This window comes from Mesorhizobium sp. ANAO-SY3R2, assembly GCF_042466635.1.
Taxonomy (GTDB): Bacteria; Pseudomonadota; Alphaproteobacteria; order Rhizobiales; family Rhizobiaceae; genus Aminobacter.
The window spans coordinates 129,985-153,506 of sequence record NZ_CP159953.1 but is presented as its reverse complement, the minus strand read 5'-3'; the positions used below and the strand labels follow the sequence as shown (position 1 = coordinate 153,506).

The following is a 23,522-nucleotide window of genomic DNA, read 5'->3' as shown; positions in this document are numbered from 1 at the left end:
TCAGAAAGACCAGTGCCAATGCGCCGGCTTCGAGCCGGCGACAGGTGCACGGAAGAACGGCAGTTGCTGCATCTTGAGCGTGCCGAGATAGGCCTTGCGCAGATCCGCGCCGCCGAAAGTGATGCTGGCAATATGGTTGAAACTCTGGCCGGCATCCGCATAGAGCATCTCCGCGGAAAGACGGCCTTCTCGGTAGGCGGTTTCGGCCAATGCGACATAGTCGCTATCGGCATCCTCGAATACCAGGTGGGGTCGGCCGTCCAGGTCTATCCGGTAGATACGGTTGGAAACCACACTGGTAATCCAGTAATGGCCCTCGACGTCGAACACTCCGCCATCGGGGAAATCGCCAAAGCCGAGTTGGACAAAGGTCTCCCTCGGCCCCAACGTTCCGTCTGCGCCAACCGCAAAGCGAGAAATCCGCCGCTTGAAGGTCTCGTTGACATAGAGGAATGCGCCATCGTTGGAGAGCCGGCATTCGTTGGTATAGCCAAGCCCGTCGGCCACGATACGCGCCGTGCCTTTTTCCCAAAGCACAATATAACCATCCAGAATATCGGCATTATAGGCTTTGGAACGCGGAACCTGACGCGTGCTGACCGATATCCATAGCCTTCCCAAGGCGTCAGCCAACACGAAGTTTGCAGGGTAGAGGTGGATTCCATCGACCTCCATCAGCAATGGCCGACAGTCGCCGGCGCGGTCGACCTGCCACACGCCGCCCTCGAGGCCGGTATTGGCGATCAGCAGTCGGCCATCATTGCTCAAGGCGATGCCGTTCGGCGTGAACTGGCCTGAAGCGACCTTGTCCTTGCGGCCATGAAGGCCGCGGCTGCCATCGGGCGCGATGTGCAGGACGCCAATCGGGTCATGGGACATGAACACGCCTGCCGAGGCAGTACAGAGCACGCATTCCGGTCGGCTGAGTCCGTCAAATGCAAACGAGATTTCATCCCTGGCGATCGGTTTCATGTCGGTATTTCCTTGATTGACAGGCCTGCCGCTGGACACTCAACTGAACTACCCCAGCGTCCACGCCACATGGCTTTCACGATGACTGGATGGGGCAACCTTGGGTCTCGCCCCGCATTTCGGTTCGGCTTGCCGGTGGTTCGCCATTCACCCTGGCGGGAAAGAGGCTCTGCAGTTCGCCCGATGCGCTGACCTGAACCAGCCGCCGGTCCAGCACTTGCTCCGACCGCAATGCCTCGCCTAAATCGCGCACCACCGAAAAACAGCAATCCGCCTGCGAAAAGAGCGCATTGGCGGCGTCAGCCGTCATTGTTGCGAAGTACTCCGCAAGTTCTGCCTTCAAACCCGTCTGCGGCATCGGATCCCCCTGTCGGGCGATCCAGTCCTGGCGATCTGCGGCCAAGCAGAATGCCCACCAGAACTTGGGCTCCACGGCACCCACGACGACGTGGCGATCGTCCGCTGTCCTGTAGGTCTGGTAGTAGGCTGCACCGCCGTTTAAATAGTAGCTTTCGCGCGGAAAAACCTTGGCATTGGCACCGAATGCAGCCACCTGCATGACCTGCAGCGGCATGAGCGTATCGGCAAGCGCCAGGTCGATTGCGCATCCCCTTCCCGTCCGCTGACGCCCAAGGAGCGCGCCGCTAATTGACAGAGCGGCAAACAGCGCCCCTGCGACATCGGAAACCGGCGGATCGAAGAAGGCCGGCTTGTCTGTCCCGTTCCGATCGAGCATGCCCATCAGGGCCAAGTAATTGGCATCGTGGCCCGCCGTGGCGGCAAGCGCGCCATCTGCGCCATAGCCGCTGATCGAGCAGAGAATGACGCCGGGGTTGACCTCGGCGAGCACAGGATAATCGATCCCGAGGCGCTGCATCACGCCGGCCCGAAATCCCTCGACGACGACGTCGGCCTGCTTCACCAGCTCCAGAAACCGGGCCTTGCCGGCCGGATCCTTGAGATTCAGCCGGCAAACCGTTTTGCCGCCGTTCAACGACCGATAAAAGACCGGCCGCCCTTCGGCGTCGCGCGGTCCCAAATGCTCCATCGCATCGCCAGCGGGAGGCTCGATCTTGATCACCTCGGCGCCCATGTCCGACAGCAACAAGGTGGCGAGTGGCCCGGGTATATATTGCGAGAGATCGAGGATGCGTGTGTTGGAAAGGAAGCTGTTGAGCAGGGACATTGGCTGGCAACCGCCTGGCTGGCTCAGAGGACGACGATGGGATTGACCGGGCTTCCCGTCGCGCCGCGGATTTTCAGCGGTGCGCAGACGAACAGAAAGAACGACGTCGCTTCGCGGGCAAGCTCGTCGAGCACCAGGCCTTCCAACAGCGGGATACCGAAATCTCGGATCAACCGCTGGTGGACTGGAAAAACGGTGCCTTCCGGGAAGGGCAGGACCTCGATTGAGTAGTTGTCGGCACCGATCATGGCGACGCCCACTTCGGCGAGCACCATGGCGGCGTCCAGATCGATGCCCGGCTCGGCATTGAAGTCGATCGGCGCGCCGGCATCGCGCAGTTCCTGCCAGCCGGTTCGGAGAAGCACCGCATCGCCGGGCTGCAACGCGCCGCCGGTACGCGCGATCGCCGCGCGCAGCATGTCCGCACCGATGCTGAACCCGTCCTCCAGCGGCGCACCGGCCAGGGCGACAAAGTCCAGAAGCACACCTCGCGTCGCAACCGCCGCAGTCTTGTCTATGCCAAGCCGCCTTGCGCCACTGCTGTTCACCTCAGTCGCGGCATAGCCGTTGTAGAGCTTATCGCCATACCAGCAATGGCAGAGCGCATCGAGATGCGTCCCGGAGTGCAGCGGCAGAAGCACGGTATCGTCAGCATACTGGAAGCCGCCCCGTGCCGGTCGGCCGGCAGCATAATCGCCGCCATCGCGGCCCATGAAATGCTGGAAGCCGGCGCGGGATTTTGGCACCGGCATGGATGCTGAAATGACCTGCGCCAGACTTATGACCTTGCCCTGTCGCACCAGCCCGGCCGCACCACGGATGGCAGCCTCGCCAATGTGGTTCAGTGCGCCGGCCTCATCACGGCTGCCCCAGCGCCCCCAGTTTTCCACAATCGAACCCTCCAGAATCCCCATCGGTTTTCAAATATACTTATCAGTATGTCATTTTACGAGGCGCTGGCAACCTCCGAGTTTCATGCCGGGCACCAGCCCGGCCGCGCAATCGACTTTAAAATCAAAGCGTGCTAGCTCTGGTAGCTTGAAATACTGACTGGAATAAAGCCTGGGCCTGCGGGGGATCAATGTCGGGAATCAAGCAGGAGATCGCCGCGCTCAAGCGCCAGCGGATTCTCGAGGCTGCCGTCGAGGTGTTCTACGAACAAGGTTATGAAAAGGCGACGCTGGATGACGTCGCCCGCAAGCTCGACGTCACCAAGCCCTTCATCTATTCCTACTACAATTCCAAGGCGACGCTGCTGGCGGCAATTTGCGTGCGATCGATCGAAGAATCGCTTCGCCAGATCGACGCTGTCCTGGTGGCCGATCTCGATCCGGTCGGCAGCCTGCGCCTGCTGGGAAAATTGTTCACCCGGGTGGTTCTCGGCAACCAGCGCTACATGGCCATCTTCGCGCGCGAGGAAAAGAACCTCAACGAGGCTGACTTCAAGCGCATCAGTGACATGCGCCGCGAATTCGACCGAAAGCTGAACGTCCTGTTGCAGCGTGGCATGGACGACGGCGTCTTCAATATCCCGGACAGACAGATCGCAGCACTGGCGATCGGCGGCTTAGTGAGTTGGTCCTATGTCTGGTATCGTGAAAACCAACGTCTTTCGGCAGACAAGATTTCGGACCTGATGACTGATCTCATCCTCAACCTGGTGCATACGCGCTGACTGCAAGTCATTTCCATCCCTCACAGCGGCAATCCATGCCAGAGCTTTTCGCGACCGGGGTATACTGAATAGGTAACGTTAAGCTACTTCACGAATAAGAATCTACTCGCTAGTATCTCCCTACTCGACAAGTTGTGAACGTCGCCGCGACATCATTGGCAGCGGGCGTGCGCACATCATCCGTCTAGGAGGAATAGGTGCAAGCGCCTTATGCTAGGACTTTCTTCGACTTGATCAGCGAACAGGCGGATCGCTTCGGCGATCACCTGGCGATCATCTCGCAAGGTCGACAAGTGTCCTACAGCAAGCTTCACCAGCGTGCGCAATTGCTTGCTGCTGCACTTGCAGGCAAGGGCATCGTCCGCGGCGACCGCATCGGTGTGCTTATCCCCAACCGGATAGAGTGGATCGAGCTATGCCTGGCCGCAAGTGGCGCAGGCGCTACCCTCGTGCCCTTCACGACCTGGTCAACACGGCCCGAACTCGAGTTCCTGCTCGCCGATTCCGACATCAAGATGCTCTTTGCCGCGGCCCGATTTGCCGAGCGCGACTTCGCCGCCGATCTCGCTGCGCTGCTGCCGCAGTACTCCCCCGATGATCCACAATCGCGATTTCCCACACTCCGCGAGGTCGTGCTGATCGATGCGGCCGAAGGCCATGGATTCACCGATTTCGCAGACTTCGCAAGAACCGAACTGGCTTGTGTCGAACCACTCCCGCCCCGCACTGCCGCCAGCGCCGCGGACGACGGCCTGATACTCTACACGTCGGGCTCAAGCGCCACGCCAAAAGCCGTGCGGCTTAAGCAATACGGCATTGTCGAAAACGGGTTCAACATCGGCGAACGCCAGGGTCTGCTTCCCGGCGATCGCGTTCTCGTCGCGCCGCCGCTGTTCTGGTCTTACGGATCAGCCAACGCTCTGCCAGCGACACTCAGCCACGGCGCCACGCTGGTCCTGCAGGAAAAGTTCGAGCCGGGCGAGGCGATGGACCTGATCGAAACGCATCGGTGCACGGCCCTCTACACCCTGCCCGGCATGACCCAGGCGATGCTGCGCCATCCCGATTTCAATCGCAGCAGGCTATCAAGCCTGAGGACTGGACTGACCATCGGCTCGGAAAGCGAGGTAGTCGCGGCGGCCGAAGGACTCGGCATCGCAGAGATCTGCAATATCTACGGCGCTACGGAAACCTACGGCAATTGCTGCGTCACCTGGCATCACTGGCCATTGGCCAAGCGCACCGCCTGCCAAGGACCACCCCTTCCCGGCAATGAATTGCGCTTCGTCGATCTCGAGACCGGCCTGCCAGTCGCGGCTGGAGAGAACGGATTGGTCGAGGTCCGGGGCTACGTGACGGTGGGCTACAGCGGTGCGAGCGCCGCGCTGACGGGTGCTGCCATCACGCCGGACGGCTATTACCGCACCGGCGATGTCGGCCGGCTCGATGCAGACGGAAACTTCGTCTTCGTCGGCCGCAATACCGAGATGATCAAGCGCGCCGGTATCAATATCTCCCCGGCTGAGGTCGAGGAAATCCTGCTGAAGCACCCCGCGGTCACCGAAGCGGCGGTCGTCGGGGTCGCTGACGCAGCGCGCGGCGAATGCGTGGTCGCCTTTGTCGTCCAATCGAAACCAGGCGCGGTGACAGCCGCAGACCTGAGAGGATACTGCCGCGACGTGGCCTCGAAATACAAGATTCCAGACCATATCGAAGTCTGCGAAGCGCTGCCGACGACGGCAACCGGCAAGCTGCAACGGCGCATTCTCAAGGAAATCGCCGCCGAGGTGATCGCAGCGCCCGGGTTGCTGCCGTGATGCATCGCGGCCCTGGCAAACCACGAGCGCACCGGCTCGAAAATCGCACTCGATCGATAAGCACGATGCGAAAACTCAAATACTTTGCGCACCCTTGGTACGTCCATCCGGACGTACTGAGCTCTATTCAATACCTTCGCGAAGGGACATGAAAGGCATGGCACTGAATAATAAAGTCGCGGTGCTGGGCTCGGCGATTCACAGAAGCGCGGAGAACCTGGGGCAGTCGCTCGAAGAACTGCTCTATGCCGTGGTTCAAGAGGCACTCCTCTCCGCGGGACTGACAATCGAGGACATCGACGGAATCGTCGTTGCCTCCAACGACCAGTATGACGGGCGGGCGATCTCGGTCATGGCGGCGTCGGGCTCGGTCGGCGGCGTCGATCGCGACATCCTGTCGACGCCCTCGGCGGGGGAGCATGCCTTCGTATTGGGCGTGCTGCGGGTCGCAAGCGGTCAGTACCGGACCCAGCTCCTGGTTTCCTGGAGCACCACCGAGGCCGATTCACTCTCGAACGTGCAACGGCTGGCCGCCGATCCCTATTTCCACCGCCGGCTTCCACTCGATGAGGCCTCCGCCTTTGCCCTGCAGGCCAGCGTGATGGAAGCGCGTATTCCCTCGGCTGCCGCCGCGGCGGTAAGCCTTGCGGAAAGGTGGCCTGCATCCCGTCCCGCCGAGCTTGCGCGCTATCCGCTGACACCTTCCATGCTGTCAAAGCCGATCACCGGCGTCGTGGCCATGGTGCTGGCGATCGAGGACTTCGTCGAGGAACGCGGAGTTTCCAAGGCGGCCTGGGTGCGGGGCATGGGCTGGGCGACCGAGACAGGCTTTCTCGGCGACCGTGATCTCGCAACTGCGCCCGCGCTCGAGAAGGCGGCTGAGAGTGCATTCGTGGAAGCGGGGCTTAGCCGCGGGCCAGATGGCATAGACCTCGCGGAAGTCGCGGATCCCACACCCTATCAGCAACTGCTGGCGCTCGAATGCCTCGGCCTCTCCGGCCGCGATCGATGGCAGGCAGACATTGCCTCCGGCCGTTTCGAACGGTCGGGTGCGTTGCCGGTCAATCTGTCGGGCGGTGCGCGCAGCGCCAACGCATCATTCTGCAATGGGCTGATCAGCATCGCCGAGACGGCCAACCAGGTGCTTGGACGCAGCCAAATCCACCAGATCGCCGGGGCACGCACTGCGCTCGCACATGCCGCCAGCGGCTTTGCGATGCAGTATCAGACCGTCGCAATTCTCAGCCAGGACCGTTGAGGAAAAGACCATGAAGCAACCTCGAATTGGCATTATCGGAATCGGCCAATCGGCCTTCAAGGCACGCCGCGACGATGCCTCCTACCCCGACCTCGTGCGCGAGGCCGTCAACCTGGCACTCGCCGATGCGGCGCTCGATCTCGATGACATCGAAGCCGTTGTCTATTCGCTGTCGCCGGATGCAATGGTCGGCATCGGCAATGCCGAGCGCCTGGGTGTCGATGCAGTCGGTGCGCGCAGCAAGCGCTTCTTGCGCATCAACACCGGCGGGGCGACGGGCATTTCCAGCATTGCCGCGGCCTACTACCATATCGCTGCAGGTGCTTGCGACGTCGTGCTGACCGCCGGTGCCGACAAGGTCGGCGAATGCGGCGATAGCCAGACTGTGCTCAACAAGATCTGGGATCCGGTTTACGAACGTTCGCTGCCGCTCGGCACCATTACGATGCTGGCAATGTCGGGCATACGTTATCAGCACCAATACGGCATGACGGAAGAGGATATGGCCGCGGTGGTGGTCAAGAACCGGATGCATGCGTCGAAAAACGCCAATGCCCATCTGCGCAAGATCACAACGATAGACGAAGTCCTCGCATCGCGTTGCATTTCCTGGCCAATCAAGCTGTTCGATTGCTGCCCGCAATCGAGTGGCGGCGGCGCAATGGTGCTGGCCTCGGAAAAATACATTCGGGATCGCAAGCTCGATGCCGTCTGGATCACCGGCGTCGGCCATTGTTCGGAGACCTATTATCTCGGCGACCGGATGGGTCGCGGGCAAACCGCCGACCACGCCGATGCCCACGCCCTGCGCCAGTCGTTCGAGCGCGCCTACCGGATGGCCGGGATCAGCGAGCCCCAAAAGCAGGTCGATGTCGCCGAACTCTATTCACCCTTCAGCAACACCGAATTCCACGCAATCGAAGCCGCCGGACTTGCCGAACTCGGCGCATCGCCAAAGCAGGTCCGCGAGGGCCGGTTCACGCTTGGGGGCGAGATACCCGTCAACCCGTCCGGCGGCACGCTTTGCACCAACGCGATCGCCGTCACCGCGATGATCCGGGTTGCAGAAGCCGCACTGCAGGTGCGCGGCACGGCCGGAGACCATCAGGTCAAGGGCGCAAAAATCGCCATTGCCAGCGGCAATGGCGGAGATCATCAATTTTTCGGAACAATGGTCGTCGAGGCCTGAGCGAGGACAAATCCATGGAACTCATGACCCGCAACGAAACCTGGAACATCACCTACCGTCACGCACTCGGCGAGACAGCAAGCTGGTTCTATGCGCAGATTCGCGACAACAAGAAGATCTTCGGCCGGCGTTGCGGCAAGACGGGCCGCGTGCTGGTGCCGCCACGTGCCTTTTCCGACCAGACGCTGCAGCCCACGACCGACTGGGTCGAGGTCGGGCCCGGAGGCGTCATCGAAGCCTTCACGATCGTCTATGAGGAATTCCAGGGCCTGCCGCCGCCGCCCTATGCCTTCGGCTATGTCATGCTGGACGGAGGCGACACCGCGCTTGGCGGCTTCTTTCGCGGCATCGACCTGACAGATCCGAAAAAGGCGGCCGAGACGCTGAAAGTCGGCACCCGGGTCCGGACGGCATTTGCGGATGAGCGGATCGGCGACGTCATCGACTACTGGTTCGAGGTCGTTTGAAACACGGCCGCCAGCGCGCCTTTTCTGGCGCTCCGGGACCAAGTCTGCAAACGCGCTTCCGGACCGGGCAGATGCCGGCCGTTGCCCGATACATCGACGGCTTTGATACCCTTGCCAGGCGACACTCCGCCCTCGTCTGCCAAGGCCCGATGCAGTTCGCAAGCGCGCCAAACAATGAGTGACTGCCGCCCCGTTCAAACGGGCAAGGCGACCGCGCTTGCCGAGTTCTTGGCAAGCGCCATATCTTCTGGCGCATCGACGGATTTTCTGAACTCCCGGATCGGAACCGTACGACGATCGATACCGAAAGCAGTCCACGCGAGCCCTGAGGGTGGATGCCTCTTCGGGACAATGTTGTCGGAGTTGGGCAGTTTTGCTTGATACCGAAGCATCCGTCTTCGTCGCAAAGACGTTTCCACGTCCGTGAAATGTCAACTCATTGACGCAAATTCGACTGGCGCCATAGAGTTTCTGACCGACCGGCTCGATAAACGAACATCAAGTCGCGGGGCAGTATCCCGTCTGCCACAAGGCCTGGACGGGGAAAGTGGGCGCCAGGGAACCTTTCGTCACAATCGCTTCAAACGCTTCGCAACATGCGAAGTCGTGAAATAGCCCGGCGTCTCGTTCCAATAAACAGGGGGAGTTTGGATGGAATCCAGGGCACGCAACTTACTTGTGGGAAGCACTGCGGGATTGGCGCTCGCAGTCATCCTGTCACAGGCCGCTTTGGCGCAGGACACGTTCAACATCGGTGTCCTCACCGATATGACAGGGGTAAACTCCGACGCGTCGGGCCGCGGTTCGGTTGTCGCCGCGCAGATGGCGGTCGACGATTTCGGAGATAGCGTTCTCGGACGAAAGATCGTCGTGCTTTCGGCCGACAGCCAAAACAAGGCCGACATTGCAAGCGTCGTCACACGTGAATGGATCGACAAAGACAACGTCAAGGCGATCTTCGACGTGCCGATCACCTCCATTGCGCTGGCAGCCCTGGAAGTAGCGAAGACAAGGAACGTCGCGCTTCTCTCATCCGGTGCAGCATCATCGGATATGACCGGAAAATACTGCTCCGAGGTCTACGCTCACTGGACTTATGACACCTTCGCGCTTGCCAGCGGAACCGCCCGCGCCATGACGCTGGAGGGAAACAAGGACTGGTATTTCCTCACCGCCGACTACACTTTTGGCTATAATCTCGAGCGTGATGCGACCACCGCAGTCCAGGCCGCGGGAGGCACAATCGTTGGATCGGTTCGCCACCCGCGCGAGACCCCCGACATGACCTCGTTCCTTCTCCAGGCTCAGGGATCAGGCGCAAAAACCATCGCTCTGGCCAACTCCACTGCGGACTTTTCGCTGGCGGTGAAGCAGGCCGCGGAGCTGGGCATGTCGCAATCTGGTTTCAACATCGCCGCGCTCCTTGCCACCATCGCCGACATCGACGGGCTTGGCCTCGACGTTGCCCAGGGGCTGGTCCTCACCGAAGCGTTCTACTGGGACATGGACGACCGTACACGCGAATGGTCGGATCGCTTTGCCAAGGAAATGGAGGGGCGTCGTCCAACCATGATCCAGGCAGGCGTCTATTCGGCCGTTCTGAACTATCTGAAGGCCGTGGAAGCTTCGGGGTTAGACGGCGGCAAAGAGGTCATCGCCAAGCTGCGAACCATGCCGATCGACGACATGTTTGCGCGCAACGCCAAACTTCGGGAAGACGGATTGATGCAGCACGACATGTATCTGCTGCGTGTCAAGAAGCCTTCCGAATCCAATGGACGCTGGGACTACTACAACCTCGTCCGGACGATCCCCGGCGAAGAGGCATTCCGTCCGCTGTCCCAATCCGAGTGCCCATTGATCAAGAAATAGCCATCGCAGTTCGTGGACAATAAGAAAGCCGCCGGACATCGCCCGGCGGCTTTTGCATGTGGGGAGGCGCGATCAGAAGGCGACTGAGAAGCCGTGCTTTTCGGCCGCTGCACCGACAAGGCTCTTGTTCTGCTCGAAAGCATTTTCCATGAACAAGACGTCCTTGTGCGGATCGACCGAGTTGAAATGCGCTGCGATCGCGTCCGGTGTACGTTCGCCGTCGCCAAAGTAGGCCGGCCGGGTTTCGTGCAGCAGAATGCGTGCGAAACTGCCAGCCGATGCGCTGAGAATGAAGCGGGAAGGACCGTCTTCGCTCACCAGGTAAAGCACGCCTGGCGTGATGGCTTCCGGCCGCATGAGAGCTTCGGCCTCCTGTGGGAGCAGTCCTTCGGTCATGCGCGTGACCGCCGACGGAGCGAGCATCGTGACCCTGATGTCGTTCTTAGCTCCCTCGAGATGCAGCACATTCATCAGCCCGAGCATGCCGGCCTTGGCCACCGCATAGTTGCTCTGACCGAAGTTGCCGTAAAGACCCGATGTGGAAGACGTCAGGAGGATGCGACCGTAGTTCTGTTCGCGCATGATCGGCCAGACCGCCTTGCAGCAGACCACGGTGCCAGTCATGTGGACGCCCATCACCTTGTGGTAATCTTCCATGTCCATCTTGGAGAAGGTCTTGTCGCGCAGGATACCCGCGTTGTTCAACAAGATGTCCACCCTGCCCCACTTATCCATGGCCCTGGCAACCATCGCCGCCACCTGGCCTTCATCCGCCACGTCGGCGCCATCGGCAATTGCCTCACCGCCATTGCCGACGATTTCGTCCACCACTGCCTGGGCGATCGCCGACGAGGAGCCTGAACCGTTGGTGGCGCTGCCCAGGTCATTCACGACGACCTTCGCTCCCAGAGCGGCGAGGCCCAGCGCATGTGATCTGCCGAGGCCATTGCCGGCCCCCGTTACGATCGCGACCCGTCCGTCAAATCGAATGGTCAATCTATCCCTCCTCATGGATTGGGTGGCATTCCGCCACGGCGGAATCGAATTAAAAAGTATTACTCATTTGTGAATTGTCCAATCAAGTCCAACATCCCGAAAGGGCGTTAGCCGTCTCTCATGCCGAGCACCACCACCTGCCAGGCAAGAGGCGGCAAAGGACAGATGGATGCTAGCACCAATTTACCGCTGCTGTTTTCAAGCATGTAAAAAAGCTATAATTCAGAAGTGCCTCTGGGAAAAGCAGCAGAATTCGGCGGGTTTGGCCGCTGCCGCCGCAAGCTCGGCGAAGGCCTATTCCGCCATGCTTCGGCCGTTGACAATCCAAAAGTGAGTGTTGCACATTAGAGGAAATTCCTGACATCGCTGCGGGAATGGCTCAGGCGCGGAGGAGGCGCCTCGACATGTACATGACACAATCCTTCCGGCGAGCCGTTCAGCTTGGCGGCGACAGAACAGCGACTATCGACGGCGATGAGCGCCGCAGCTGGCGGGAGGTGGACTGGCGCGTACGACGCCTCGCGGGGGCGCTTGCAAAACTAGGCGTACGCAAGGGCGACCGTGTTGCCCTGCTAGCGATGAATTCAGGACGCTATCTTGAAGTCTATTTTGCATGCTTTTGGCTCGGCGCAGTCTGTGTGCCGCTGAATACCCGCTGGACGATCGACGAACTATCCTACGGACTGGCCGATTCAGAACCGAGCGTCTTGCTGGCGGACTCCAATCTACGCGACCGAGCAATAGTGCTTCGCGAACGCGACGGCCTGACCATTCCGATCGTCGAGGTCAGCGCGCAGCCGTCGCCTGACGAAACGTTGCTGAACTACGAGCAACTGATCGAGGCCGCTGCCCCCATCGAAGCCGAGACGCTTGATGGCAATGCAATGGCGCTGATCTGCTACACCGGCGGCACGACCGGAAAGTCGAAGGGAGTGATGCTCTCGCACTTGGCCGTCTGGACCAGTGCGTTCGCCATAGGCCACGAAGTACACGAGCTGTCCGACGAATCTACCATCTTCCTCGTGGTCATGCCGCTCTTCCACATCGGAGGGGTGCAGGCGCTGTTCGCCAGCGTCATCGGTGCTGGGTGCAACGCGTTCCTGGGTTCCTTTGATCCAACCCGCTTCCTTGAGACTGTGCAGCGGGAAAGGGTGACCCACACGGTCCTGGTGCCGACTATGGTGCGCATGCTGCTGGATCTGCCTAACCTGGAGGCATACGACATCTCGTCGATGAAGGTGCTGACATACGGAGCGGCCCCGATGTCGCAGGCCCAGATCGAGGAGACGATGCGGCGGTTTCCGGGGCTCCAGCTCCAGCAAGGTTACGGGCAGACAGAACTGGCACCCTATATCTCGACACTGAAGCCGAGCGACCATCAGCCCGGCAGCCCGCATGCCATCCGGATGCGCTCAGCCGGCAAGGCCGGCATATGCTGCGAAATCATCGTCGCAGATCCTAGCGGCAACGAGGTGCCGCGTGGAACGCATGGCGAGATTCTCGTGCGTGGCCCCAACGTGATGCTGGGCTATTGGCGCAAGCCGGAAGAGACGGCCAAGACCATCGTCAATGGCTGGGTGCGCACCGGTGACGCCGCATACATGGATGAGGATGGTTTCGTCTTCATCACCGATCGGCTGAAGGACATGATCGTTTCCGGCGGCGAGAACATCTATTCGTCCGAGGTCGAGAACACACTGGCGACCCACCCGGCGGTCGCGACAGGTGTCGTCATCGGCATCCCCCACGAACGATGGGGCGAGGCGGTTCACGCGATCGTGGTGCTGCGAGCGGGGCACGAGGTGACCGAGCAGGAGTTGATCGACCACTGCCGCAAGCATATTGCCGGATACAAATGCCCCCGCTCGGTAGAGTTTCGTACAGAGCCGCTGCCTGTCACCGGACCGGGCAAGATCCTGAAGCGGGAGCTGCGCAGACCTTACTGGGAAGGCCGTGGATCCGCAGTGATCTGATCGCCGAGCGCGGCCCCACACATCTCCTCAATTTCCTTGCGCCGTGACAACGGAGGTCATGATATGGCTATAGCCAGGTTGCTGATTGCCAATCGCGGCGAGATCGCTATTCGCATCGCCAGGGCCGCCGCCGAATTGGGCATCGAGACGGTCTCTGTCTTCACCAAGGACGATGAGCGCTCCCTGCATGTGAAGAGTGCGGACCAAGCGCGTCTGCTGCCAGTGCGCGGGGCCGCCGGCTATCTCGACATCGAGAAAATGGTGGCCCTGGCGCAGGCCGCCAACTGCGATGCTGTACATCCCGGATATGGCTTCCTTTCCGAGAATGCGGCGTTTGCACGGGCATTGGAGGACGCTGGGATCCGCTTCGTCGGGCCACGGGCCGAGTTACTCGACCTCTTCGGTGACAAGGCACGCGCCAGGGCCTTCGCCGAGGCTTGCGACGTGCCCGTTGCTGCCGGCACGGCGGCCGGAACGACAATCGAGGAGGCCCGTTCGTTTTTCGCCGCCCTTCCCAAGGGCGACAGCGTTCTCGTCAAGGCAGCGGCTGGGGGCGGAGGTCGCGGCATGCGCCTTGTTTCAGACCCCGCCAAGCTCGAAGACGCCATGGCGAGATGCCGGTCGGAGGCGGCAGCGGCCTTCGGTGACGATGCCATCTACGTCGAGCGCTTCATGCCCCGGGTGCGCCATATCGAGATCCAGATCATAGGCGATGGCACAGGTTCGGTCGTCGACCTCGGCGAGCGCGAATGTTCGCTCCAGCGCCGCTACCAGAAGCTGGTCGAATATGCGCCCAGCCCGAGCCTTTCCAGCGAACTTCGTGCCCGTGTCGTGACAGCTGCCAGACAAATGGCAGCAAAGGCCAAGTTCAATGGCCTCGGCACATTCGAGTTTCTTGTTTCTGCCGATGGCCGGACCGAATTCATCTTCATCGAATGCAATCCCCGGCTCCAGGTGGAGCATACCGTCACGGAAGAAGTGACCGGGGTCGATCTGGTCAAGGCGCAGCTCCGCCTGGCCGCTGGCGAGGACCTTGCCGCTATCGGGCTGGACCCTGCCGCACCGCCTAAAACCAGCGGTTTCGCCGTGCAGTTGCGGGTCAACATGGAGACGCTTCTGGAGGACGGAAACGTGACCCCCTCCGTAGGGCGCCTCGATGCTTTTGATCTTCCAGGTGGCCCAGGCGTCCGGGTGGATACCTTCGGTTATGCTGGTTACGAGAACGGCGTGGGCTTCGATTCCTTGCTTGCCAAGGTGATCATTCATGCACTGGAATTTCCGATCGCACTGAACCGGGCGCAACGAGCGCTGGCCGAATTCAGAATCGCCGGCCTCGATACGAACATCGGACTTCTCCGCGGCATTCTTGGGAATGCGTCCGTACAGGCGAACGAGGTCCATACCCGGTTCGTTGAAGACAATTTCGTCGAACTCCGTCCATCCCAGGACACGAAAGTTTTCGGCTTCAGCATGGAGCCTGGAAACGCCGATCAACCCGCACACCGGAAAATACCGAGTGGCCCGCCGAATACCGTGGCGCTGGTCGCCCCGATGCCAGGGCTTGTCGTCGCGATCGGAACCGAAGACGGCGCAACGGTCAGCCAGTCCACCGAGGCCATCGTCATCGAGGCCATGAAATCGGAGCTCGTGGTTCGCCCGCCAACCACCGGCGTGGTCCGGCAGATCGTCGCCAAGGTTGGCGATCTGGTGCGAAGCGGCGACCCGATGGCCTTCATCGAACCGTCCGCTGAGAGCGATGCAGCGAACGTCGAGGAGGACGCGCACGATCTGGATGAGATCAGGCCCGACCTCGCCGAGGTGCTGGACCGCAAGGCGGACATCCTCGACGCCGGACGCCCGGACGCGGTAGCGAAACGGCACGCTTCAGGCAGCCGAATGGCTCGCGAAAACATCGATGACCTATGCGATACGGGCAGCTTCATCGAGTATGGCTCGCTCATCATTGCCATGCAGCGGGGCCGTCGCCCCTTGGACGAACTCAAGCGCGTTAGCCCCGCCGACGGCATGATCGCCGGCTTTGGCAACGTCAATGGCAACCTCTTCGGCGTGGATCGCTCCCGCTGTGCGGTTCTGGCCTACGACTATACGGTGTTCGCAGGCACACAGGGCTTTCAGGCACACGAGAAGAAGGACCGACTCTTCAGCCTGGTCGAGAGGCTGGAGACGCCTCTTGTCATGTTCACTGAAGGCGGCGGAGGAAGGCCTGGCGACACCGACTTCATCGGGGCCGCCGGATTGAACTTGCCGACGTTCTGGCACTTCGGCCGCCTGAGCGCGAAGGTTCCCATTGTCGGGATTTCTTCGGGCCGCTGCTTTGCCGGAAACGCGGCTCTGCTCGGCGGTTGCGACGTCATCATCGCTACCCGCAATTCGTCGATCGGCATGGCTGGCCCGGCAATGATCGAAGCGGCCGGTCTTGGGACCTGCACGCCGGAGGATATCGGGCCCGTTTCGGTGCAGGCACCAAACGGGGTGATCGACATAGTGGTGGAAGACGAGGCAGAGGCCGTACAGGTAGCCAAGCAATACCTCTCCTATTTCCAGGGCACGGTAGCCGAGTGGAGCTGTCCGGACCAGCGGCTCCTGCGCCGGCTCGTTCCTGAGAACCGGCTCCGTGGCTACGACATCCGGGAAGTGCTCGCCACTATCGCCGACACCGGCAGCCTGCTGGAGATAAGGCGCGCATTCGCCCCCGGCATGATCACTGCATTCATGCGCATCGAGGGCCGGCCGATCGGCGTGATAGCGAACAACCCGCTGCATCTTGGAGGGGCGATCGATGCGCCCGGCGCCGACAAGGCTGCAAGATTCATGCAGTTGTGCGACGCGTTTGATATCCCGCTGCTGTCGCTGTGCGACACGCCCGGTTTCATGGTCGGGCCCGAATCCGAGCAGACCGCAACCGTCCGGCATTTCTCCAGGCTGTTTGTGATTGGCGCCAACCTTTCGGTTCCGATGATGCTGATTGTCCTGCGCAAGGCCTATGGCCTGGGTGCACAGGCAATGGCCGGGGGCACATATGGATTCCCGATGCTCTCGGTGTCCTGGCCGACCGGCGAGATGGGGCCAATGGGTCTCGAAGGCGCAGTTCAGCTCGCCTATCGAAAGGAGCTGTCCGCCATAGCCGAGCCCGAGTTGCGACAGAAGCGGTACCAGGAATACGTCGCCGAGATGTACCGGCAGGGCAAAGCCATGAACGCGGCATCCTTCATGGAGATCGACGATGTCATCGACCCGGCAGACACGCGTCGCTGGCTGTCACACGGATTGCGGACCGCACCCAAGCGCATGGAAACCGCCAGCAAGAAACGACCATACATTGATACCTGGTGAGAGCCGCCCGGTCAGTCAATTTCATATATATGGAAATACCTTGTCATACCGACAAGCTAGACAGCCCCGACCGCCGAGCACGTCAAACCGCACCACCCCGGCGTCATTGCAGGATCGTCAAACCAGCGTCCCGTCAAAGATACTAAGCGATTGATTTTACAATCAAAATTTTGATCAAAACTCGCTTCTAGGAATTCGCCAACCAGTTCACCCGAAAGTAATCCACGCACCCCACCGACGAACGCCAGGGCCGATGACCCCTGCATCACACCAAGAAGATATGTCAACATATTGTAATATCGCGAGTGCTGTGGCACTCGAATAACACTTTGCGACTCCTCACGGACGAGGCCAGACGCGACGCTACTGATGGGAACAGGCATGACTGACGACGCGTACATTGTAGGCATCCACGAACACCCGACGCGATTGGCGACGGATATCTCAGTTCCGCAGCTTCATGCGGAAGCAGCGTTTGGCGCGCTTGAAGATGCTGGCTTGTCGATGTCCGACGTCGACGCCTACTACTGCGCCGGGGATGCAACCGGCCTCGGCCCCCTGCCGATGACCAACTACCTGAACATCACGCCGACCCATTTCGATTCGACCGATGTCGGTGGCTCGAGCTATCTCGCCCATGTGTCGCATGCACGCGATGCCATTCGTGCTGGGCGCTGCAACGTCGCGCTTATCACCTGCGGAGGCAGGCCCCGTGCCTCCAAGGAAGCGGTGAAGCCGGTCAACTCGGCGGACATGTCTGAACCAGACGCTCAGTTCGAAATCCCCTACAACACCAACGTGGTCGCGTTCTACGCAATGGCGGCCGCACGGCACATGCACGAGTTCGGAACTACAAGCGAACAGCTGGCATGGATCAAGGTGGCTGCCTCCCAGCATGCGCAGCACAACCCGCATGCGATGCTGCGCAAGCCGGTGACGGTCGACGACGTGCTTGCGTCGCCTCTGGTGGCATCGCCACTGCACCGGCTGGACTGTTGCGTGGTCAGCGACGGCGGCGCCGCCGTGATCGTTGCGCGGCCTGAAATCGCCAAGTCGCTGAAGCGCCCTCTCGTCAGGGTGGCCGGCGCAGGCGAAGCGATCCTGCACATGGGCGCCGGCGACCCGCGCCTGATGACCACGGCAACGTCAGTCTCAGGCCCAAGAGCCTTCGCCGACGCCAGGCGTACGCCAGCCGACATCAAATATGCGTCGATCTACGACAGCTTCACCATCACGGTCCTGCTCCAGCTCGAGGATCTCGGGTTCTGCAAGAAGGGCGAAGGCGGCAGGTTCGTCGCGGATGGCAATCTGATCTCTGGCGTCGGCTCGCTGCCCTTCAACACCGACGGCGGCGGCCTCTGCAACAACCACATGGCAAATCGCGGCGGCATCACCAAGATCATCGAGGCCGTGCGCCAGGTGCGTGGCGAGGCGCATGAAGCGGTACAGGTCAAGAACTGCGACATCGCGCTGGCCAACGGCATCGGCGCAATCATTGGCAGCCGACACGCTGCCTCTACGCTTATCCTTGAGAGGGAATAAACATGTCGGAAAGCCGGCCATCGCCTATCCCGAGCCCGCAGACCAAGGCCTTCTGGGAGGCTGCTTCACGCAAGGTGTTCATGGTGCCGCGCTGCCACAGCTGCAGCCGCGTCCACTGGTATCCGCGCCCGTTCTGCCCTCACTGCTACAGCAATGACGTCGAGCTAGAGGAGGCCTCGGGGCGCGCAACGGTTTACAGTTTCACCGTAGTCGGCAAGGATCAGCCCCAGATCGTGGCATACGCCCAGCTGGAAGAAGGCCCGATCCTGCTGACCAACATCGTGGAGACCGACCCCGGTTCGATCGCCATCGGCAGTCCATTGGTGGTCGCATTCGACACGAGTGAGAACGGCATGCAGGTGCCGGTATTCCGCGGAGCCTGATGCCCACCTCGGGGGCAGGCGACGCAACTTAGGCCTATGGATGCATCCAGAAACACTATTGGGCCTTCCACCCCGTTGCGACTATGCAGATCCTGCCCCTTGAAACGGACGATGCACCGACGGGACGGGGGGGGACAACAATGGCTCGGCATAGTGGGGAGATGCCGACCAATCGAGAGTAGCACGCGCCGAGGAAATCCCTTGAGCGCGGGTGTGATGTCCGCAGCCGGCGCGGCGAGTGCATGCCGGTCAGTGGGACGGGAGGAGCGGAATGGGATCAAGCAGCGATATCGTCCTTGAGGCGCGCGGTTTGACGAAGAGCTTTGGTGGATTCGTTGCGGTAAACGACGTCAATTTGCGCGTCGCACGCGGCACCATCCATGCCCTGATTGGGCCGAACGGCGCAGGAAAGACAACCGTCTTCAACCTGCTGACAAAGTTCCTGGCGCCAACGAAAGGCACCATATTCTTTGAAGGACGCGACATCACCAATATGCAAGCGGCGGACGTGGCGAGGCTGGGCCTCGTCCGGTCATTCCAGATTTCCGCAGTTTTCCCTAACCTCACCGTGCTGGAAAACCTCCGGATCGCCCTGCAACGCAAGCTGGGGACTACGTTTCATTTCTGGAAGAGCGAGGCGAGCCTGCACGGGCTGCACGAACGTGCGCAACAGCTCGTGGAAGACGTGAACCTCGGGCCATGGATGTACCACGTCGCGGGAGAACTCCCCTATGGGCGCAAGCGGGCGCTCGAGCTGGCCACGACGCTGGCGCTCGATCCGAGCGTCATGCTTCTCGATGAGCCGATGGCGGGCATGGGGCGTGAGGACATCGAGGTGATCGCCGCATTGATCAAGCATGTTTCGGCAAACCGCACCGTCCTAATGGTCGAGCACAATCTGTCGGTGGTCTCCGACATATCGGACACGATCACGGTGTTGAGACGCGGCAAGATCCTCGCGGAAGGACCCTATTCCGTCGTGTCCAAGAATGCCGAGGTAATGGAGGCCTATCTAGGCTCGGGAGGCAATGCCCATGTCTGACGTTTCGCAGGACAATTGCATGCTGAAGGTTTCGGATCTTCACGCCTACTATGGAGAGAGCCACGTTCTGCATGGCGTGAACTTCGAGGTGCACCAAGGCGAGGTCGTAACCCTGCTCGGGCGTAACGGCGCTGGCAAGACAAGCACCATGAGATCGATCCTCGGCATACTCTCGAAGCGATCCGGTTCCATCCGGTTCCGTGACACCGAGCTTATCAAGATGGCCCCATACAGGATCCCGCGCCTGGGCATTGCCTACGTGCCGGAGGAACGCGGCATATTCTCCTCGCTCAATGTCGAGGAGAACCTGTTCCTTCCGCCCGTGGTCAAGAACGGCGGCATGGATGTCGAGCAGATCTTCGCGCTGTTTCCCAATCTCAAGGGCCGCAACACGACGCAGGGCACAAGGCTTTCGGGCGGCGAGCAGCAGATGCTGGCGATGGCCCGCGTCCTGCGCACGGGAGCCGATCTCATCCTCCTAGACGAGCCGACCGAGGGTCTGGCGCCGGTGATCATCGACCAGATCGGTGCCGCGCTCCTGGCGCTCAAGAAGCGCGGGTACACGATCTTGATGGTCGAGCAGAACTTCCGTTTCGCCTCCAGCATCGCAGACCGCCACTACGTCATGGAGGAGGGGCACATCGTCGACATGATCCACAACGAGGAGATCGACGCCAAGCGCGATCTCCTGAACCATTACCTCGGACTCTGACACCGAACTTTGGGAGTTTCCAAGATGACGATCATCGGAATTCCAGCGCAGGCATTGTTCGGCCAGCTCATGCTGGGTCTGATCAACGGATCCTTTTATGCAATGCTCAGTCTTGGGCTCGCCGTGATCTTCGGCATGCTCAGGGTCGTAAACATGGCGCACGGCGCATTCTACATGCTCGGCGCGTTCGTAGCCTGGATGTTGCTGACCTATGTCGGCATTTCCTACTGGGTATCCCTGCTGCTCGCGCCAATCATGGTCGGCATCATCGGCATCGCATTCGAGCGCGCACTTCTACGCCACCTCTACAAGGAGGATCACCTCTATGGACTGCTGCTGACCTTCGGCATCACGTTGATCATCGAGGGGCTGCTGCGGCAACAGTACGGCGTGTCGGGCCTCCCCTACGCAATCCCCGACGTCCTCAAAGGCGGGTACAATCTCGGCTTCATGTACCTCCCGGTGTACCGCGGATGGGTCATCATCGTTTCGCTGGTCGTCTGTTTCGGCACCTGGTACCTGATAGAGCGGACACGTCTCGGCTCGTACCTGCGCGCGGCGACCGAAAACCCTGCGCTGGTCCAGGCCTTCGGCATCAACGTGCCACTCATGCTGGCTCTGACATATGCGGGCGGCGTGGCGCTGGCGGGATTTGCCGGCGTGCTTGCCGCCCCGATTTATCAGGTCAGCCCCTTGATGGGATCGAACCTCGTCATTGTCGTGTTCGCGGTGGTCGTCATCGGTGGGATGGGGTCGATCTTCGGCGCCATCGTTACCGGGCTTGGACTAGGCCTCCTGGAAGGCCTGACCAAGGTGTTCTATCCCGAAGCATCCAGCGTCGTCATTTTCTTGGCCATGGCCATCGTGCTCATTCTGAAGCCCGCGGGCCTGTTCGGGCAGCCGGAGACTTGATCCTATGACACCCTCCCCTATTGCACCTGCCATCGAGCCGGCCACCGCGACTTGGTCCTACAAGCGGGTTGTACCCGTCGTTCTCCTGGCTGCAGCCCTGGTCGCTCCGCTGGCAATCTACCCAATCTTCTTGATGAAGGTCTTGTGCTTCGCGCTGTTTGCCTGCGCATTCAATCTGATGATCGGATATGCAGGCCTGCTTTCGTTCGGACATGCCGCCTTCTTTGGCGGGGCCGCCTACATAACCGGCCACGCGGTCAAAATCTGGGGTCTGCCGCCAGAGATCGGGATACTGCTCGGCACGCTCTCAGCCGTCGCCTTGGGCGCTGCCTTTGGCCTTTTGGCAATCCGCCGCCAGGGCATCTATTTTGCAATGATCACGCTCGCCCTGTCGCAACTCGTGTTCTTCATGGCGCTTCAGTTGCCGTTTACACATGGCGAGGATGGAATTCAGGGCATTCCTCGCGGTCACCTCTTCGGCATCATCGATCTTAACGACACATACGCAATGTACTACACGGTTCTCGCCATCTTCCTGTTCGGTTTTGGACTGATCTGGCGTGCCATGCAGTCACCTTTCGGGCACACCTTGCGTGCCATTCGCGACAACGAGCCTCGCGCCATCTCGCTAGGCTATCACACGGAGCGATACAAGCTGCTCGCGTTCGTCCTGTCTGCCGGCCTGTCGGGCCTCGCCGGCTCGACCAAGGCCTTGGTGTTCCAGATGGCCACGCTGACGGACGTGACCTGGCAAATGTCCGGCGAGGTCGTCCTGATGACGCTCCTGGGCGGCATGGGCACGCTTCTGGGACCGGTTGTAGGCGCGGGACTGGTACTTACGATGCAGAACTACCTGGCAATGACGAACCTGCCCGTTCCGGTCATCATCGGCGTCACCTTCGTCATCTGCGTCATGGTGTTCCGGCGCGGGATCGTGGGAGAGCTTAAGCATCGGCTGATGGCCAAGAAAGGCTGACGGCCACTTCGCCGAAACGCGTGGCGGGGTCATGTGTCCCGATCGGCGGTGGCGTGTAGCCTGAGGTCTAGCTGGCTGTTGATAATGCCCGAGCCGATGCCCCGGCACAGCGCCACGGTCAGACGATCCGCCCCGGTTCCCCGATCACGTAACCGGGGCAGATTTGTTGGCGGCTCGACAAGCTTATGCGGCCTGTGTCGAGGTATTCTGACGACGTCGAGTCAGAAACGCTCATGGCCAAACGAACCTGGAAGCAATCATTGCCTGCGACGGCGAAAATCAATTGCAGGATCGATCGCGCCGGCGGCTGAAGCGAATCCGTATGCGGAAGAGCCGATACCTCAACAACCGCATTGAACAGGACCATCGGCGCGTCAAGCGCCGGATCCGATCCATGCTCGGGTTCAAGTCGATGACCTGCGCCGCGACGATCCTGTCTGGGGTTGAGATGGTGCACATGATGCGGAAACGACAGGCAAGGTACGCCTACAATCCCGCACCATCCCTTGCCGAGCAGTTCGAAATCCTCGCTGCATAGTCCAGTCCGCAATGGGCTTCATGCCATCCCAAACACGAGTTTGCGACACAGCCGGCTGACAAGCCACAATATCCCTGACGAACATGTCGACCTTCAATGACCTGGCGGTGGAACAATTAGGCAGACTCGTTGTATAGGATGGAGAGAGTCTCCGAGGCATCCGCGATGAACGGCGAGAAAATCTTCTTCAAATATTTCTGAATCTGATGAAGACTTTCTGGTAGGCGCCCAGCTCAATATAAAATATCCAAAAAAACGACACTTCCTGCTAGGATTCTATTTCAAGAGATGGATCGATGATACCGAAAATCATATTGAATTCAGTTGCCTGTACAAGAACATCGTGAAGCCCCTTCGCAAGCACCCCTCCGCCACAGGCTACATCGATAGGCTGTATGCGATCGAGGGTCTCGACGGTTCGATCTCGCAAGAGGTTGAGAAAAACCTCCTTTCGCCCGTCGATAGCAAGGCTGCTTCCGCCCTGAAGGCGATACTAGGCGACCACTCCCCGATCCTCGGCGGTGCTCTCGACGATCAATCCGGCTGGGATCAAGGACGACAAACGCAAAATGCTCGCCATGATGCTGATTCCCCTCAGAAAACAGCACCACGTCGTCATGGAAAATCATCTAATGTGAGTCAGACCCAGCTTTGAACG

The 23,522-nt window shown here is 60.5% G+C and carries 19 protein-coding genes and 1 pseudogene; 16 read left to right on the top strand and 4 right to left on the bottom strand.

Annotation, left to right across the window (positions count from 1 at the left end; translation table 11 throughout):
• From ABSY17_RS01970 to ABSY17_RS01960, 3 genes are all read right to left on the bottom strand, one after another.
• Positions 1-972, bottom strand: a complete 972-nt coding sequence (locus ABSY17_RS01970; RefSeq protein ID WP_378941661.1) for an SMP-30/gluconolactonase/LRE family protein — start codon at positions 970-972, stop codon at positions 1-3.
• A gap of 76 nt (positions 973-1,048) precedes the next feature.
• Positions 1,049-2,158 carry a CaiB/BaiF CoA transferase family protein gene (locus ABSY17_RS01965; protein WP_378941658.1) on the bottom strand — a complete coding sequence of 370 codons (1,110 nt, stop codon included), beginning with the start codon at positions 2,156-2,158 and terminating at the stop codon, positions 1,049-1,051.
• Between the two features lie 23 nt (positions 2,159-2,181).
• The gene (locus tag ABSY17_RS01960; RefSeq protein ID WP_378941656.1) at positions 2,182-3,072 is read right to left on the bottom strand and encodes a cyclase family protein; all 891 of its coding nucleotides are present in this window, start codon (positions 3,070-3,072) and stop codon (positions 2,182-2,184) included.
• Between the two features lie 167 nt (positions 3,073-3,239).
• Here ABSY17_RS01960 and ABSY17_RS01955 point away from each other — a divergent pair, with 167 nt between their 5' ends.
• The 6 genes from ABSY17_RS01955 to ABSY17_RS01930 all read left to right on the top strand — a co-directional run bounded on the left by ABSY17_RS01955 (position 3,240) and on the right by ABSY17_RS01930 (position 10,436).
• Positions 3,240-3,833 (top strand): TetR/AcrR family transcriptional regulator, encoded by a 594-nt coding sequence (locus tag ABSY17_RS01955; RefSeq protein WP_378941654.1) that lies wholly within the window; start codon positions 3,240-3,242, stop codon positions 3,831-3,833.
• 230 nt (positions 3,834-4,063) lie between these two features.
• Entirely contained in the window at positions 4,064-5,650 is a 1,587-nt protein-coding gene (locus ABSY17_RS01950) for a class I adenylate-forming enzyme family protein (protein WP_378941651.1), read from the top strand.
• A 157-nt stretch (positions 5,651-5,807) separates the two neighbouring features.
• On the top strand, positions 5,808-6,908 hold the full coding sequence (locus ABSY17_RS01945) for a hypothetical protein (protein ID WP_378941648.1): 1,101 nt from the start codon (positions 5,808-5,810) through the stop codon (positions 6,906-6,908).
• A 10-nt stretch (positions 6,909-6,918) separates the two neighbouring features.
• Complete coding sequence (locus tag ABSY17_RS01940) at positions 6,919-8,097, top strand: thiolase family protein (RefSeq protein WP_378941646.1); 1,179 nt, start codon at positions 6,919-6,921, stop codon at positions 8,095-8,097.
• Between the two features lie 14 nt (positions 8,098-8,111).
• Entirely contained in the window at positions 8,112-8,564 is a 453-nt protein-coding gene (locus tag ABSY17_RS01935) for a Zn-ribbon domain-containing OB-fold protein (RefSeq protein WP_378941643.1), read from the top strand.
• Positions 8,565-9,260: 696 nt separating this feature from the next.
• Positions 9,261-10,436, top strand: a complete 1,176-nt coding sequence (locus ABSY17_RS01930; RefSeq protein ID WP_378941641.1) for an ABC transporter substrate-binding protein — start codon at positions 9,261-9,263, stop codon at positions 10,434-10,436.
• A gap of 72 nt (positions 10,437-10,508) precedes the next feature.
• Here the strand turns inward: ABSY17_RS01930 and ABSY17_RS01925 are convergent, their stop codons facing one another.
• Positions 10,509-11,432 carry an SDR family NAD(P)-dependent oxidoreductase gene (locus ABSY17_RS01925; protein WP_378941638.1) on the bottom strand — a complete coding sequence of 308 codons (924 nt, stop codon included), beginning with the start codon at positions 11,430-11,432 and terminating at the stop codon, positions 10,509-10,511.
• A gap of 374 nt (positions 11,433-11,806) precedes the next feature.
• Between ABSY17_RS01925 and ABSY17_RS01920 the strand changes: the two genes are divergently transcribed.
• The 10 genes and pseudogenes from ABSY17_RS01920 to ABSY17_RS01875 all read left to right on the top strand — a co-directional run bounded on the left by ABSY17_RS01920 (position 11,807) and on the right by ABSY17_RS01875 (position 23,519).
• Entirely contained in the window at positions 11,807-13,405 is a 1,599-nt protein-coding gene (locus ABSY17_RS01920; RefSeq protein WP_378941636.1) for a class I adenylate-forming enzyme family protein, read from the top strand.
• A 63-nt stretch (positions 13,406-13,468) separates the two neighbouring features.
• The gene (locus ABSY17_RS01915; RefSeq protein ID WP_378941731.1) at positions 13,469-16,759 is read left to right on the top strand and encodes a carboxyl transferase domain-containing protein; all 3,291 of its coding nucleotides are present in this window, start codon (positions 13,469-13,471) and stop codon (positions 16,757-16,759) included.
• Between the two features lie 381 nt (positions 16,760-17,140).
• The gene (locus ABSY17_RS01910; protein ID WP_378941634.1) at positions 17,141-18,301 is read left to right on the top strand and encodes a thiolase domain-containing protein; all 1,161 of its coding nucleotides are present in this window, start codon (positions 17,141-17,143) and stop codon (positions 18,299-18,301) included.
• A gap of 2 nt (positions 18,302-18,303) precedes the next feature.
• Positions 18,304-18,684: a Zn-ribbon domain-containing OB-fold protein gene (locus tag ABSY17_RS01905; RefSeq protein WP_378941631.1), complete on the top strand. Its 381-nt coding sequence runs from the start codon at positions 18,304-18,306 to the stop codon at positions 18,682-18,684.
• A 271-nt stretch (positions 18,685-18,955) separates the two neighbouring features.
• Positions 18,956-19,726 carry an ABC transporter ATP-binding protein gene (locus ABSY17_RS01900; RefSeq protein ID WP_378941728.1) on the top strand — a complete coding sequence of 257 codons (771 nt, stop codon included), beginning with the start codon at positions 18,956-18,958 and terminating at the stop codon, positions 19,724-19,726.
• Entirely contained in the window at positions 19,719-20,438 is a 720-nt protein-coding gene (locus ABSY17_RS01895; RefSeq protein ID WP_378941629.1) for an ABC transporter ATP-binding protein, read from the top strand. Before ABSY17_RS01900 ends, ABSY17_RS01895 begins: the two co-directional genes overlap by 8 nt.
• A 24-nt stretch (positions 20,439-20,462) precedes the next feature.
• Positions 20,463-21,350: a branched-chain amino acid ABC transporter permease gene (locus tag ABSY17_RS01890; protein ID WP_378941626.1), complete on the top strand. Its 888-nt coding sequence runs from the start codon at positions 20,463-20,465 to the stop codon at positions 21,348-21,350.
• A 4-nt stretch (positions 21,351-21,354) separates the two neighbouring features.
• The gene (locus tag ABSY17_RS01885; RefSeq protein ID WP_378941624.1) at positions 21,355-22,326 is read left to right on the top strand and encodes a branched-chain amino acid ABC transporter permease; all 972 of its coding nucleotides are present in this window, start codon (positions 21,355-21,357) and stop codon (positions 22,324-22,326) included.
• A gap of 238 nt (positions 22,327-22,564) precedes the next feature.
• Positions 22,565-22,864, top strand: a pseudogene (locus ABSY17_RS01880) (DDE-type integrase/transposase/recombinase); the annotation flags it as partial.
• Positions 22,865-23,057: 193 nt separating this feature from the next.
• On the top strand, positions 23,058-23,519 hold the full coding sequence (locus tag ABSY17_RS01875) for a DUF4238 domain-containing protein (RefSeq protein WP_378941726.1): 462 nt from the start codon (positions 23,058-23,060) through the stop codon (positions 23,517-23,519).
• Positions 23,520-23,522: the final 3 nt, after the last annotated feature.